Here is a 16,573-nt window from a genome sequence, read left to right on the forward strand (position 1 = left end):
GGCCATCCTTCTCTCGAACGGATAATACCTTACGGCGAAATGATACTGGATAGGTCATTCACAAATTATAATCAATTTATATGTGATTGGCTATAGCTTACCCCCGCTTAAGCCGCTGCTTGACCGAAACTCCCTTCGGGCGCTTCCGTGCAGTACCTGTCCCATAATCCTGGATTCCTCAGTTGATCGCTCGTTCTGATGTTAACATTATGAATATAATAATTTTTCCTACATATTTGATTTTCACCCTCTGGGTGTTTCCGCTGCAGGACGGATTACGCAATTTTGCAAGCGCATGGCTGCGTTGCAACTCTTTGGAATGGAACGACCATTCCGCATCGTTGCGCCTTGCCCTGCACTCGCAAAATCACACACTCCATCCTGCCCAACTGAGGAATCCAGGATAATTCCTCCCTTGCTAGTTGGCTGTATATTACTCCAGTACAGTTAGCTACCCAGAAAGGAGACGTTACTCGGTAAAAGAATTGAAAATGTGGATAGGTTTCACTTTATTACCGCCTGACGTCCGAAGCGGGATGCACTGAGCTCCACATCGGCACGTGCCCAAGCCTTCTTGAAGCGCGCTTCGATGAGCACTGCCTGATCGTCTTTCTTCTGTGCGCGCAGCGCCTGCATCAGCCCATAAAGTGCCCAGCCATTGTTGCGATTTTTCCTCAGATCATCCCAATATACTGTTTCCGCTTCGTCCGGACGCCCTGATTCCAGCAGAATCGCACCCAGCGCCAACCGCGGCGGAAAGTGAAATTCCAATGGCTCCGTGTACACCAAGGCATCTTCAAGGCGAACTGCCCGCTCAAGGTGTGCGATGGCTTGATCAAATTGACCGCGCGCAGCGGCGATTTCACCGGCGAGCACTTCGGGTGCAACGCGCAAGATGGTGCGGCGGGTATTTTTCGATAGCATCGGGCCGTCCAATGATGGATCATGCATGATCTTGCGCAGCGTCTCCAGCTCTTGGCCGGCTTGTTGCAATTGCCCTGTGGCGACAAATGCGAGACCACGTACATAATGCCAGCTTCCTTTCAAAAATACGTTGGTGGATGGCGGCGCAGGCTCGGCAAGGATCTCCTGCCAGCGCCCGAATCTTGCCAGTGCCCAGTATGGCTGCATACGGAATAGTGCGGTCAATGGCAAATCTTTTAGCATGGCATCGTCTATTCTGCTAGCCGCTTCCCGAGCCGATTCGATCGCAATCCTGCTTTGCCCATCCATTGTTGCAGCAAACGACAGGAAATGGATGTTATGCGGATAATAGACCATCGGATAAATTCCCTGCGCGCGGCTTTGCGCGATGTAATTCTCATCCGCAGCGATGGCAAGTTGATTGCTTTTCATTGCATCGGCATAGCGGCCCACGCGCAGATAGATGTGCGAAGGCATATGTATCATGTGTCCCGCGGCGGGCATCAGCGTCAGCAGCGTATCGGCCGCCTTTTCTGCTCGTTCGGGTGTATTTGTCGGTTCGACGAGATGGATATACATATGCAACGCACCCGGGTGCTGCGGATTGCGCCGTATGACTTCTTCTGTAAGCGCGACGATTTCAGTTGTTCCCTCTCGCGAATAACCATCACGCATCCAATAATCCCAAGGATGAATATTCATCATCGATTCAATATAAAATGTCGCAATATCATCATTGTCCGGAAAGCGCTGATATACTTCCCGCATCGCATCCGCATAGGCTTTGTCATTTGCCACCCGTTGCTCAGACTTTCCTGTATAACGTTTTTCGAGCGCATCGATAAGCGCCTGCTCCCGCGCTGATGCTGTTGCCTTGCTTGCTACAGCCTTTTGGATGAGCTCCAGAGCCGGCGCCTCATCATTCGGATCCATCGGTGCGTTGATGTTGGGGCCCAGCACCAGCGCTTGACCCCAATAAGCCATGGCGAGGGTGGGATCGAGCCGTGCCGCTTCCCGGAATGCGCGACGTGCTTCTGCATGGTTGAATCCATAGGCAAGATTGAGCCCCTGGTCGATGTATTGTTGCGCTAATTTGTTGCGGGTACTGACCGGAAATGTGTGAGAACCCAGGTTCAGCAAGCTTGGTGCAAGCTGACCGTTCGGATCTGACTTAGCCGTTATGCCGGATTGCATATCATGCTTGTGACCACCGCCAGATTCTGCGACAGTTGCATGATTTCTGGCCGAAGTCGCTTCGCCAATCTCTGCGAATGCGCCAGAGACACCTGCGGCGGCTAAGGTCATACCAATTATTATTAGATTGATGACATGGAGTTGCATGAACATGATCCCCTTAATAAGTATTTTTTCTGTGCTCTTTAGAATTAATTCTCGGCAGTGGTTGGATCAATCACGGCTTTGATTCGAGAAATACGATTCGCGGGAAACTCACCCTGATCAGCATGTGCTCTGATGGTAGCTTCGTCGGGCGCGATGTAGATGCAATAGACTTTATCACCCGTTACGTAGCTTTCCAGCCATTGAATTTGCGGACCCATCTTGTTCAGAATATTGCAGGATTTCTGCGAAATAGCCTGAAGATCCTGTGGCGTAAGAGAACCAGCACCAGGAATGTCACGTTCGATGATATATTTCGGCATTTTTATCTCCTATAGAATGAAGGTTAAATATATGACTGGTCGTCTTATATTGATGCAAAAAAATTAAGGCTTGAAAAAATCTTCCAACAGATCCTTGCAACATTGCTTAACCGGGGTAGATGATTTTTCTATTTTCATCCTCAATAAAGCTCCCTGCCAAGTATTTATAAGCAAATCCGCCATCTCTTCAGCCGATTTGTCTGATCTTACCGTGCCTTGCTGCTGCGCTTTAGCCAGCCCGGATTGCAATAAATCCCGATAACGTCCAACGGCGGACTGAAGAGATTTCCGGCAAATTTCACTGGTATCGCTTATTTCCCCCATCAGGTTACCCAGCAGACAACCGCCTTTAAACTCATTTTTTTCAAGTTCTACGATAAGTTTATCAAAATATCGCCGTATCGCGCTCAGCGCGTCAGCCTCCGATTGTTGCAAATATGCTGCTAATTGCGCGATAAAGGAGTCAATATAGTGCTGAATGACTTCCGCGCCAAAATTTTCTTTACTGCCAAAGTAATTATAAAAAGATCCTTTTGGAATATTTGCCGCATCGAGGATTTCCTGTAACCCCGTGCCATGATAGCCATGCTCCATGAGCATGGTCACCCCCTGATTCAACAAGTTTTCTCGCTTGAGTTCTTTTTTCGTCACTTTAGGCATACATTTATAATATGACCGGTCGTATTAATATGTCAAGAGAGAATGAGTACTTACTTGCGCTTAATGGGTTTGTCAGAAAATTCAAAAAAATTGATAGAAACAAAAAAGCCAGCAAAGTGAGCCAAGGAAATCGCAAAATTAGCGGAAGCCTTACGAGACGAGCGGTGTAAAATTGGCAGGTCTCTACGATAGCCATGCCTCAGAATTCAATCTTCTGTAGACCGAAACTGTAATAGCGCCACCGGAAATGAAGTGAATAGCGCAGAAGCAAATAGCTCAGGTATGTCGTTCGTCTGAGCAACTGTCACGATTTCACCTGTCAATACATTCACACCCTGCGCCCCTGCGGTAAGAATGGGAACTTCAATTGTTGTTGCACTCCACATGGTATCACTCAAAGGCACCTCTTCAGATGCTGTGGGCATAAGCCGGGAAAACCAGCGTGGAGCAACAATTATTAGGATAATGTCATTTGCATGACGAGCAAAAGCGCACAGATGCTCCCTACGCGCCCCTGTTGTTGTGAGCGGTAGATATGCGCCATTTTGGAAAACGTGTGACCATTGCTTGCGGTTATGCAGTAATCGCCAGGTTAAATATAACTTGGCACGCCCATCCGTCATGTGATCAAGCAGTTGCCGCACTTGCTTTGCCAGCGCATCCTGGGGAACAGCCACATGGGTTTCCAGTTCCTTTAGCAGATGTTGGCGCTGGGTATAGTTCACAGGACGGCGATTGTCTGGATCCACCAGGCTAAAATCCCATAACTCATTACCCTGGTAAATGTCTGGCACCCCAGGTGAAGTCAATTTGAGCAGGGTCTGCGACAACGAATTAAACATCCCCCAGTAGGCCACACGTCGCTGAAAAGGAAGAAAATCGGCCAGAAAGGTATTTCTTTTAGAAGGGTTAAGTATCTTCCTGATAAAGACCAATAGGCCGTCTTCATAGGGCATGTTGGAATTGATCCAGCTAGTATAGTGTTTTGCTTCACGCACTGCCTTAAGCATATAAGCTTCAATGCGTGTCAGTAAGGTTTTATGCTCAGCCGCAGTCATCTCGCCAAATGGCCAAATACCAATTAGTGTCTGGTAAAGCAGGTATTCGTCATTGGCGCTCGGGATTTCGTCGTGATCGACCAGCAACTTTTTGCTTCTATTGAGTTGTCGCCAACGCAGAACTTGTTCATGCCAATGGCTGGCTATTTCAGACAATACGTTGATGCGTGCACGCACGTCTTCGCTACGCTTGTTATCATGTGTGGAAGTATTAAGCATGGAATGAGGCCAGCGTTCCAGCCGCTTGGCATTTTCAGTATGAAAGGCTTTCACCGAAAAGCCAAAAATACGCGGATCACCGCCTACCTCATTGAGGGAAACCAGGCGATGATACAAATAGAACGCGGTATCTTCATAACCTTTGGCCATCACTGGACTGGAAAGCTGCTGAAACTTCATGGCAAATGCGGTAATAGCAGCGACATAAGATGGATCTTTGTCAGTCACGGCGTCCAGCAGAAGCACAGAGCTGATAAAATCGAAAATACTGATATCCAGCACCTGTGTGAATTTCTTCGCTTGCGCTACGGCCCATTCTACATAGCGACGGTCCAGCGCAGAAACCTGGCCATCGCGCACATACGTCCGATAGACCGGCAGTCGGGCAATCACTTCTGCAAGCGCATTGCGCAGGTTGTTGGTGGTAAAGTCACGTGTATGTGGGCGCAATTCGCAAATACGACTCAACTGTCCTGTCATCACGTTCAGTTCACTGGCCATGGCATGTTTCATGATCTTAAGCTTGCTGCGGTAAACGAGTTCTTCGAAGTCAGGCCATAAGTGAGTAAACAAGCGGTAAGTGCGCTCCAGTAGCGTTTTAGCTCGAAGATCAATGAACAGCCCATTGACCAGATTGCAGAAGTCATAACCAGTAGTGCCATGGATGGCCCAATCTTCACGCAATGGTTCATGATTGGCAAGAATTTTTTCTGCCACGATGTAAACAGCTTTTTCTCCCTCCATCGGTAAGGATCGCATGGCTACACGGTCTTGCAGTCGCTGAAAATACTGCAGTGGATCATATAATCCATCCGGATGGTCAATGCGCAAGCCATCCACCTTGCCCTCGGCAACCAATTCCAGCGCTAGCTGATGCGTTGCATCGAAGACATAACTGTCTTCCATACGCAGGGCAGCGAGATCATTAATGTCAAAAAAACGGCGATAGTTAATTTCATCGGAAGCCACACGCCAGTTGGCAATACGCCATGGCTGGGCTTCGAGCAGTTCATGCAACAGAGTAAATGATCCGAAATCACCTAAACTGCCGTTGTAGTCGTTGACTGTATCCAGCACTATCTGTTTAACGGGTATCGAGACACCGGCCAATGCCGCTAGGCGACGTTTGAGCAACTCCTGGTCGCGGTGCTGCTCCAGGATTTTGTCGGGCGTAGTAATCTTCTGTGAAGGCAGATGCTCAAACGCAGTAATCAGACTGGTGAGTTCCTGTAAATCCGGGCTGTCGGGACGCAGTCGTGCTTCCAGCAGGAACAGGCGATGGCGCAACAACCGGGGATATTCGCGCGGAGTGATGGGCAAGCGGTGATGGTAATACCACACGCTGAAGCTGCCGCATTTCTCGTCAAAGCTGAGTTTTAATTCACCATTTTCCAGCGTATCGCCATATGACCGTCCCAGGATGGGTAACAGCACCTTGCCACGCAATTCTTCTTTGAGAGGCTGCCAATCGATATCGAAAAAGGGTCTATAGACCGAGGTGGGGCCATTCTCCAGCACATCCAGCCACCATTGATTGTCCGCACCCATCACGCCCATGTGATTGGGTACCAAATCCAGGATTTGTCCCATGCCATGCGCATGCAAGACGGTACAAAAAGCTTCGAATTCTTCTTTTGTGCCAATTTCCGGATTCAGTGCGTTATGATCAACGATGTCGTAGCCATGGTTACTACCGGGACGTGCTTTGAGATAGGACGAGCAATAGATATGACTGATACCAAGCATTGCCAGATAAGGCACCAGTTGCGTTGCTTGCACAAAGGTAAAGTTACGGTTAAGCTGAAGGCGATAGGTGGCAAGGGGAATGCGTAATTGCCGTTTCGGGATAGGGGCAGGACGGACATGAGGACGTTCCTGCCGCATGGCCGCAGCCAGTGCGAGCACCCTGCGGTCAGCCGGCCAGGCTTCGAGATGGATAGGGAGCTTACGTCGCCAATTGGGATGCTGCGTGATAGTAGAAGGAATATTGATTTGATCCAGCACTTCCAGGACATCTTCGAGCTGTACCATCATTATCTTGGCTGGACTGCGGGCAAGATAGGTATAGGCTGCCTGGATAAATTCCGGTGTCGCAACAGGCAGTGATACCGGATTAACCGTCACGTTTTCCGGTAACAACCCAGCTTCTTCCAGCATCAGCAAGAGATAAGCGTGTTCCTGCGCACGCGCAACCACCTGGTTCCGCCGGGCCTCATCGGAACTGAACAGTCGCAATTTCGTGCGCTGGATAATATCGCGTCCTTGCCAAAAGCCCGGCAGGGTGGGCAAATCATGCGTGGAAACTGCCGCAAGTGCTTGCGCAGGATAATCCAATGGTGCAACGAAACTACCATCAGCTTCTTTTTCCAGTAGCAGCAATCGGTATGAGAGAACCCTCAATGGGGATAAAGCGGCCCGCACTTCTTCCGGGACGGTTCCCAGATCTTCACCGATCACCAAGCATTGGTTACGTTGACTTTCCAGCGCCAGGATACCGAGCAGATCTGTGAAAGGATATCGCACATAGGCACCTTCGGTGGGCGGTAACTCTGCAGGCACCCAATATTGACGCATTAATCCCATGACATGATCGAGGCGCAAAGCGCCCGCATGGCGCATGTTATGCCGCAATGTGGCAATGAAAGGCGCATAGGCAGCCTCACGCAGACGATCTGGCACGAAGGGCGATAATCCCCAGTCTTGACCAAGTTGATTGTGGAGTTCCGGTGGCGCGCCTACTCCTACACCAATGGCATAAAGTGCCTGATTGGCCCAGGCTTCCGCACCGCCACCGTCTACCGAGATCGCCAAATCAAGATAGAGACCTACACCGAGTCCTAATTCCAGCGAGCGCCATCCCGCGGCTGCAAGTTGTAAATCAGCTTGCCATTGAAGGTAGGCAAAGAACTCGATGCGCTCCCGATATTGGCTTTCAAATTCACGCACTTCGGCCGCTTCGGGATGGCGATAGGGCTCCGGCCATACGGGCCAACCCCATACACTGGGATCCTGGTTATGGAAATGCTCTTGCAATGCCTCGAACAGGGTATGGCGGTATAGTCTGTCACCCTCACGAGCTTGGAAGGCTCGGAATGCAGTAGCACGCTCACTACCTTTTGCTAAGTGCTGCTCACAGAAATGTCGGTACAATATTTCCAGCATAGGCAGCTTGAGCGCGGCGACACCTGCGTAATCGATCAACTCGGTTGCCCGCAATCCTTCCAGCCGTATCTGAAACTCAGGGGTACGAAGTATGGCGCGTGCTGCATCGCATTCGTGAAAATCAGCAATAGCCTCTACATCAAGATAAAGAATATTGAGAAATAAACGACTTGAAGGGCTGTATGGACTAGCGTGCTCCGGATTATGCGGAAACAAGGCATGCAATGGATTAACACCGATGACATCCGCACCTTGCGCTGCCCATTGCTCCAGTAGTAACCGTAGATCTGTAAAATCACCCATTCCCCAGTTACGCTCGGATCGTACCGCATACAGTTGCACTGCTGGTCCCCAGATACGGCCAGAATTAGCAACTGCCTCAGGCTGATAACAAGTAGCAGGGACCACAATCAATAGCTGCTCTCCCAATGGCTTCCCTGCGCATAATAGCTTCAGGCGGTGATAACCTGGAGGAAGGTGCTCAGGTAGCGCCAACCGATAAGCAGTATGGGCTATTCCATCGATTTTTCTGGTTTCAATTTTCGGTAGCGCTTCCGGACGAAACTGACCATGCAGATTACGACCATCCTCCCGATCCAGGCGCCACCCCCACTCCTCGCCTGCATAAGTCTCTTGCACGACCAAACGCACCCAAGGTATTTGCTCTCGCAATACCGACACCGGCTCAAGTGCGCGCCGCCAAGGGCGAAGCTCACACTCCTCAATAGCTGCAGCAATTTTTTCCGGTTTGGACACATCGTATCCCATGGCAGTCAGGAGCATGCGCTGAGTTGCCGGAGAAGTGATATGCCGTTGCTCCCAGTTATCGGTATATGCTGGCAAGATTCCTGCCAGCTCGCTTAGACGTGCCAGTAATTCAAATTTGTTCTCAAGCTCGTCCATAGTCTTCCCCATAGTCTTTTTTTAGATACCAGGCTACGCTGAATGCAGGAAGGATGCCAGATAACAGCCGGCAATCAAGACCTGCCTCGCTGCCATAAAATAACTTACCTTGCGGCAGGGCAGCCAGACTAGCAGGCATTGCTCCTAAATTGGCGTAAACTGCCATCCACGCTTCATCGCCAAGTTGCCAACTGGCATGCAGCGCGTGTGATGCCAGTACCTCAAATCCACTTCCACGCATGAGATGTAAGCGTGGAACAATGATTCGTTGCCGCAACGCCAGCAGCTCTTGATATAACATGAGCCATTCACGGTGCGGTAGATGGCTCTGTACCTGCCAATTCAGTTTTGTCAGTTCAAAGGTAGATATTGCACAGGGATCAGGGATCGCTTCACACGCAACTGGATCGCGGAAACGTTCAAAGCGGGCAAACTCCCTGCGCCGTCCAGTTGTCACAGCCTCAGCCAGCTCACCGCTGAATCCACAAAAAAAGAGAAAAGGTTCGCATGCGCCCCATTCCTCACCCATGAACAATAAGGGTATCGATGGCGACAACAGGAACAGGATCGTAGCAGCACGTAATGCTTCGGGTGTAGCTAATGTGACAAGGCGTTCACCCAATGCACGATTGCCAATCTGATCATGATTTTGTAGAAAGGCGACAAAGGACGAGGGAAGCAGGTGTGAGCTCGGCTCGCCACGTGATTCACCATTGCGATACGCAGAAATCTCACCTTGATAGGCAAAACCCTCTGTCAGGCAACGGCCCAAATGGCGGATAGGTGCGTCCGCGTAATCTACATAATAGCCATCGCACTCATGGGTCAACAGCACATGGTAGGCATGATGCACATCGTCATTCCACTGAGCATCGTAATGAATGGCTTGTCCATTCGGTCTACGTGCAAGGTAATGGGCAATATTGTGATCATTTTCTAAAATGAGGTGAATGTAACGCTTCGTACCGAATGTTGCGCGTATCGTCTGTGCCAGCTCTTCCAGAATATCAGGCTGACTGTCATCAAGGATCGCGTGCACCGCATCCAGCCGCAACCCATCGAAGTGATATTCTTCCAGCCAATAAAGTGCATTGTGGATGTAGAAATCACGCACAACCCGGCAATCTTCACTATCATAGTTAATGGCAGCACCCCAAGGGGTATGATGCCGATCAGTGAAAAATTGGGGCGCATATCCATGCAGATAATTGCCCTCTGGCCCGAAGTGGTTGTATACGACATCAAGCAGCACCATCAAACCGTGGCTATGAGCACTCTGGATTAGACGTTTGAGATCTTCAGGTGTACCGTAGACCCTGTCCGGTGCAAACAGTAAAGTGCCGTCGTAACCCCAGCCACATTGTCCAGGAAAATCAGCCACTGGCATCAGTTCGATGGCGGTCACGCCAAGATCAGCAAGATAATCAAGTTTTTGCTCGAGAGCAGCGAAAGTACCCTGTGGCGTGAAACTACCGACATGGATTTCGTAAATCACCGCTTCTTCCCAGGGTCGACCATACCAGGAATCATCTTGCCAATCGAATGCAGCGGGATCAATCACCTGGCTTGCTCCATGAACATCATCAGGGTTATAGCGCGAAGCGGGATCGGGTACATAGAGTCCATCATCGATTTGATAAAGATAACGACTACCCACATGCGCCTGCTCGCTCACCCACTCATACCATCCTTCTTCTTGCGCTTGCATGGGCACCTGGACTCCGGCATCAATAAGCAGCATAATTTGGCGGGCTGCTGGCGCCCATAGGCGAAAGCGCACCTTACCCTCTCGAGTAAGTTCAGCGCCGAAAGGCATACAATGTTGTCGCTTCACGCTCCCTCCTTACAGATAATGACCGAGATAGTGATCGTATTTTCCTTTTGGCACGATCACAATTCCTGAATCAGTAACAGTGAAATGCTTGGCGTCTTCTTGTCGATCATAACCGATTCGGCTATCGGCCCCGATCAGGTTATAGCGATCTATAATGGTACGCTTAAGTCGTGTTCCCCGACGTATGATGGCGTAATCCATCACGATGCATTCATCGATCTCAACACCCTCTTCTATTAATACCTCGCGACGAATAACAGAGTTCCGTATCTTGGCGCCCTTTATGAAACTACCATCATCGATGATGCTGTTCTCGATTTCAGCACGCATGAATTTTGCCGAGGGACCCTGATATTCACTGGAGGCAAACCGCCACTGCGGATTAAACAGATTGAATTTCGGTTCGAGCCCCAGCAAATCCTGATGGGCAAGGAAATAGGCATCAATCGTCCCAACATCTCTCCAATAAGCCTGCTCCTCGTAATCACGTACGCCAGGTATACGATTATCAGCAAAATTATAGGCAAATACCCGATGACTCTGGCATAAGCGCGGTAGCAAGTGATGACCGAAATCCTTCTCGCCACGACGTTTGCCCTCCTCCAATGCGGTACGCAAGACTTCAGTACTGAACAGATAATTACCCATGGAAGCATAAGCGCGAGTCGGGTTCCTCGGCATAGAAGGTGGATATTGCGGCTTTTCATGGAACTGGTAGATACGCCCATCATCACCGCTCTCAATTACGCCAAAAGAACTGGCTCGAGTGATAAGCACCGGCAGCGCTGCCACGGTTACATCGGCATTATTTTCCAGATGAAACTGTGCCATCTGCTGCACATCCATGCGATAGATATGATCAGCTCCGAATACTGCTACCAGGTCCGGAGCATGCTGTCGGATCAGATTGAGATTCTGGTACACCGCATCTGCTGTACCCTGAAACCACTCAGGTCCTTCGCGCATTTGCGGCGGTACCACAGTAACGAACTGCTCTGGGAAAATAGGTGCCAGTCCCCAGGAACGGCGGATATGCTCGATTAGCGACTGTGATTTGTACTGCACTAGCAAGTAGATCGCAAAAATATGAGAATTGACTAAGTTGGACAAGACAAAATCAACAATACGATAGCGCCCTCCAAAGGGAACCGAAGGTTTAGAACGTTCGCAGGTAAGCGGATAAAGGCGTTTGCCCTCGCCGCCTGCCATCACCATTGCAAGTATTCTCGGATTAGGCATGCTTATTCCCTCCAGGAAATAGTGCTGTTTGCTCGATCAAGTCGAGTAGGAGCAACATCACAGATTCCGACCGGCTAGGCTGCTCAACCAGAGTTATACCAAGTTCATCCAGAATTTTTTCCAACAAAAACAATTCGAGCAATTTGTGTGCTTGAGCCAACTCGGCCGGATAAGCGCAACAACCGGCAATGGCTGACTGGTAACCAGACATGAAAGCATCAATGGCAATCCGTTCCCACTGACTTGCATAGCTTTCCAGCAAGTCTCGATGATCAGCGCGTTCCACAAGATGCCGATTGAGCGCTTGGCGCGCTGTGGCTTTAACTGAATAGCATATCCCGGCAACATCTTTGAGTGGTGATTGCTTGGCGCGCCTTACTTCTAAAGACTGGTTAGGATCTCCTTCGAAGTCGATAATAACAAAATCGTTATGACTGATTAATACCTGGTCAAGATGATAATTCCCATGTATGCGGATTTTGAACAAAGCAGATTCATCCGGCAATGAATATACAATGCGACCAAGCATTTGCGATCGCAAGCTGAGCAAGCGCTCACAAATCCTGTGTGACCGCTCAGGAAGGTGCAATAATACTTGTTCCAGTTTGTCGAGAGCAGAGGCAAAATTCATCTGTAACTGTGCTACCAGCGCCGCAATTTCGCTAGCAGTCTGGTGCTCTGGATCAAATGCAGCATTGCCTGTAGTCTTCGCCAGTGCCTGATGTAATTCAGCCGTGCGCCGACCAAGTGTATCCATCTGTACCACGCAGACTGCATGCACATCAGGCTCTTGGGCGCGACCGGGTTCATCTACACACAGTTTAAAGTAGCGAGCTAAATAGTCTTGCGTATAGTTCCCAAAGGTACCCTGGTTCGGTACATAGCGATGCAGTACTGCAATAGCGGTAACGGAATCCCCGCTGTGATATTCCAGGCTGCCAGCCAGCGGTACTACGCTTGGGCATGGCGAAATTTCGGTCAAAAATCGCCCCATTTCCAGCTCTGGATTGATACCTTCTTGTACACGCCGATAAACCTTGAGTATGGCTTGATCGCCATAAATGATAGAAGTATTGCTCTGCTCCACTGCCAGATGAATCACATCAATGTTTTCTGCCAGTTCCAGAAAAGCTGATGTTCTGGAACAAACCATCTCACCCGAGGCAAAAGGTAGGCGCATATCCGTCACGATAGCATTCAGCAAGAAGCGACAAAAAGCATCTTCACCCAGAGCGTCGTACAGTATGCCTTCACGCGCATGTTGTCTGACCTTGGCGAGTACCCAAGGTGACAAAGCGTGATATTGCTGATCCGCGGCTTCCCCGAGCAGCAGGCCCAGCGGAAGGAAGTAAGTCTGCGATGCATCTGCATCGAAGTACAGCTTGATTAAAAATGGCAACCATCCTCTACCATCAGTAGTTTTCCAGGTTTGATTTAAATCTAATTCAAGCTTTGTAATGGGTTGCTCTGTTCCTGTAAACCAGCGCTGAGCAGCAAGAAACATCGGCAGCACTTCGGTTTCTAATTGACTGCGCGTCTTGCGGGCAAGCACATCACTTACTTCACCTGCAGGCTTAGCCATCAACGCACTTAGCAACCCCTCGGGCAAGACGAGGGTTGGCAATAATTCACGAGGCAACTTGTCCACGTGCCAGACAGGCGCTTCCACATCGACGGACAGACAGAACCAGTAAAAACTGTAACTAGGTAAACTCAATAAATAAGGCAGCTCACCAATGGCAGGAAAAGCAGTACGCCCCATTAATTCCACTGGCACACGACCTTTGTACGCTGCGAGATTCAACTCAACCGGCTGAGCGCTGTTGGCAAGATTAGCCACACATAAAATACTTTCGTCTTGATATTCGCGCAGGTAGGCAAGTATCTTGTGATTACCCGGATGTAAAAATTTGATGGTGCCACGACCAAAGGATTTGACTGATTTACGTGTGACAATTAAACGTTTCATCCAGTTGAGTAACGAACTGGCGTTGCGGCTTTGCGCTTCCACGTTGACAGCTTCATAACCATAAAGCGGATCCATGATGGGCGGCAGATAAAGTCGTTGCGGATCGGCGCGGGAAAACCCTGCATTGCGATCGGGACTCCATTGCATCGGGGTGCGCACACCATTACGATCGCCAAGATAAATATTATCGCCCACGCCGATTTCATCACCATAATAGATAATGGGAGAACCCGGCAGAGACATCAACAGGCTGTACATCAGCTCGATCTTAGCGCGACTGCCTTCCATCAACGGAGCCAAGCGCCGCCGGATGCCTAAATTGAGCCGCGCGCGCGGATCGGAAGCATAAGTGAGATACATATAATCACGTTCACGGTCAGTGACCATCTCCAAGGTCAATTCATCGTGATTACGCAGAAATACTGCCCATTGGCAATTCTCTGGAATTTCGGGTGTTTGCGCCAGGATTTCAATGATGGGATGGCGATCTTCCTGGGCTACTGCCATGAAAATACGCGGCATCAAGGGAAAGTGAAAAGCCATGTGACATTCATCTCCATCGCCAAAATATTCGCGCACATCTTCCGGCCACTGATTAGCCTCGGCAAGAAAGATACGGTTGGCGTAATGCTGATCCAGTTCGGCACGCAAATGTTTGATGATGGCATGAGTTTCGAGAAGATTTTCATTATTGGTGCCGTCGCGCTCGCACAGATAGGGAATAGCATCCAGTCGCATGCCATCTACTCCCATATCTAACCAAAAGCGCATGGCGCGCAGTACTGCCTTGACGACATGGGGGTTATCAAAATTAAGATCCGGCTGGTGCGAAAAAAAACGATGCCAGTAATAAGCTTTTGCGACTTCATCCCATGTCCAATTGGATTTTTCTGTATCAGTGAAAATGATGCGTGTCCCTTCGTATTTTTTGACAGTATTACTCCAAACATAATAATTACGCTTGACGGAACCAGGAGGAGCCACGCGCGCTGCCTGAAACCATGGATGGTGGTCAGAGGTATGGTTAATGACCAGCTCAGTAATGATTTTGAGGTCGCGTTTATGTGCTTCGTGCAGGAAGGTACGAAAATCGGCCAGTGTGCCGTAATTGGGATGAATACCGCGGTAATCGGCGATATCGTAGCCGTCATCGCGCAACGGTGAGGGATAAAACGGCAGCAACCAAAGCGTATTAATCCCCAGTTCTTTCAAGTAATCCAGCTTGGAAGTCAATCCAGCAAAATCACCAATACCATCGCCGTTACTGTCACAGTAAGCGCGTACATGTAATTGATAAATAATAGCATCTTTGTACCAGAGACCATCCTCTTCGATCCGCATAGATCCTTCCTATTATCCTAAATTCCTCAGTTGAAGACTCCTAAATCGCTCAAGAACCCTATTGATTAAGGTTCTTTGAAAGATCCATGGCATTACCAATCAGATGAGATTTTAGTAAAATAATCAAAATCTGCTGAAAGTGTTGCCACACCTTGCTCTCAGCTTGTTTACTGTAACTGAGGAGCAGTTAACATTTTTGGCTGTGAACCGTTGATAGTACTAGATTACAGCTATTTTCATTCTAAATTCCAACTGAGGAATTTAGGATTATCAGTCCATTGACGCATTAGAGTCGTAGCACTCTAATAATGATTATTTTTGCAGGTGGTTTGCCGAAGCACCTATCTTTTGCCCAATCTATTGCCTCTAGCGCCAGCTTGGACAATTATTGAAATTTATTGCACACACATACTGCGTGTTTTTATTGGAGCTTTTTATCGGGTTTTGCCTACATCAGTCGTTGAATGTACTGAAACCCATGATTGCTTATTATCCTGAGATATTCTGCTCTGATAATCAATCCAGTTGATAATCCAATAGAAAATCAGACAGACGTGAAGAAAATAAAATCCCAGAAATAATAGTTAATGCAAGCTTATTCTTTTTAAACGCACAGAAATTTTTGTCGGTGGATATCACGCCCGGTGAAATGAAATATAAGGCATATATCCTGCCTTTCATCTAATTAAACCAAGTTAAATCTTATTGCCTTTATTGAGCAGCATAACACTTTAAGAACTGATGAGGGTAAAGCGGCAGTAGTCAGAAAGGGTTATCTACCTGAACGTGCGATACAAGCAGGACTTGGAAACATTGAAGTCAAAGTGCCGAAAGTTCGGGATCGCCCTGAATCGGGTATCAAGTTTACCAGCAGCCCGGTACCACCCTACTTGAAGCGCACGAGGAATATTGAAGAATTTTTACCCTGGCTTTACTTGAGAGGAATTTCAACGGGGGATTTCCCAGAAACGCTGAAGCATCTGCTGGGGCCTGAGGCTCCGTGATTATCGGCAGCTACGATCAGTCGTTTAAAGCAAGGTTGGAAGCAGGATAATCATGATTAGAGTCAACCCGATCTGAGTAACAAGCGTTATGTTTATGTCTGGGTGGACGGCGTCTACAGCAATGTGCGCATGGACGATCGCTTATGTCTACTGGTGATGGTCGGCTCAGATGAAACGGGACGTAAAGAGTTATTGGCATTATCCGACGGTTATCGGGAATCGGTGGCAAGCTGGGAGGAAGTGTTAACGGATTTGAAGCAGCAGGGCCTTAAGGATGCGTCCAAATTGGCTGTGGGTGATGGTGCACTGGGATTCTGGATAATGGAAATTGCACAGAAAAATTGGTTTCGACTAAGAGGCTATAAGCTGTTAGCAGATGTCATTTCCGGCGTTAAATTTGTTAACGGCATTAAACAAGCAGGAGATCAAAAACAGGTAGCTGCTTGACTCTCCATACACCACATTTGACTATAGCTCCTAAACCCACCAGAGGTTCATTGAACTAACGTGAGTTCGACATAAGAAAAGAAGTAAAAGGAATCTGAATTCCTTATGATGAAGCGAATTTGGAAAAGAGTTTCATCATTAGAGGAGTCAGA

Annotated in this window: 8 protein-coding genes and 1 pseudogene; 1 reads left to right on the forward strand and 8 read right to left on the reverse strand. The window is 48.8% G+C overall.

Going from position 1 to position 16,573, the window contains the following annotated elements:
* Window positions 1–243: 243 nt before the first annotated feature.
* From BLV54_RS16965 to treS, 8 genes are all read right to left on the reverse strand, one after another.
* Window positions 244–375 (reverse strand): hypothetical protein, encoded by a 132-nt coding sequence (locus BLV54_RS16965; RefSeq protein WP_256329442.1) that lies wholly within the window; start codon window positions 373–375, stop codon window positions 244–246.
* 129 nt (window positions 376–504) lie between these two features.
* Window positions 505–2,265, reverse strand: a complete 1,761-nt coding sequence (locus BLV54_RS11930) for a tetratricopeptide repeat protein (RefSeq protein WP_090571895.1) — start codon at window positions 2,263–2,265, stop codon at window positions 505–507.
* Window positions 2,266–2,309: 44 nt separating this feature from the next.
* A complete protein-coding gene (locus BLV54_RS11935; RefSeq protein ID WP_090571889.1) occupies window positions 2,310–2,585 on the reverse strand; it encodes a DUF4242 domain-containing protein in 276 nt (91 codons plus the stop codon).
* A gap of 63 nt (window positions 2,586–2,648) precedes the next feature.
* Entirely contained in the window at window positions 2,649–3,245 is a 597-nt protein-coding gene (locus tag BLV54_RS11940) for a TetR/AcrR family transcriptional regulator (RefSeq protein WP_090571890.1), read from the reverse strand.
* A gap of 206 nt (window positions 3,246–3,451) precedes the next feature.
* Complete coding sequence (locus tag BLV54_RS11945; RefSeq protein WP_090571891.1) at window positions 3,452–8,587, reverse strand: malto-oligosyltrehalose synthase; 5,136 nt, start codon at window positions 8,585–8,587, stop codon at window positions 3,452–3,454.
* On the reverse strand, window positions 8,574–10,421 hold the full coding sequence (gene treZ / locus BLV54_RS11950) for a malto-oligosyltrehalose trehalohydrolase (RefSeq protein WP_256329443.1): 1,848 nt from the start codon (window positions 10,419–10,421) through the stop codon (window positions 8,574–8,576). Before treZ ends, BLV54_RS11945 begins: the two co-directional genes overlap by 14 nt.
* Window positions 10,422–10,430: 9 nt before the next feature.
* Window positions 10,431–11,660 (reverse strand): glucose-1-phosphate adenylyltransferase, encoded by a 1,230-nt coding sequence (locus BLV54_RS11955; RefSeq protein ID WP_090571893.1) that lies wholly within the window; start codon window positions 11,658–11,660, stop codon window positions 10,431–10,433.
* A complete protein-coding gene (treS, locus tag BLV54_RS11960) occupies window positions 11,653–14,970 on the reverse strand; it encodes a maltose alpha-D-glucosyltransferase (RefSeq protein ID WP_090571894.1) in 3,318 nt (1,105 codons plus the stop codon). Before treS ends, BLV54_RS11955 begins: the two co-directional genes overlap by 8 nt.
* Before the next feature lie 701 nt (window positions 14,971–15,671).
* Here treS and BLV54_RS11965 point away from each other — a divergent pair.
* Window positions 15,672–16,292, forward strand: a pseudogene (locus tag BLV54_RS11965) (transposase); the annotation flags it as partial.
* Between the last annotated feature and the right edge of the window lie 281 nt (window positions 16,293–16,573).

Source organism: Nitrosomonas sp. Nm33 (genome assembly GCF_900107265.1).
Classification (GTDB): domain Bacteria; phylum Pseudomonadota; class Gammaproteobacteria; order Burkholderiales; family Nitrosomonadaceae; genus Nitrosomonas.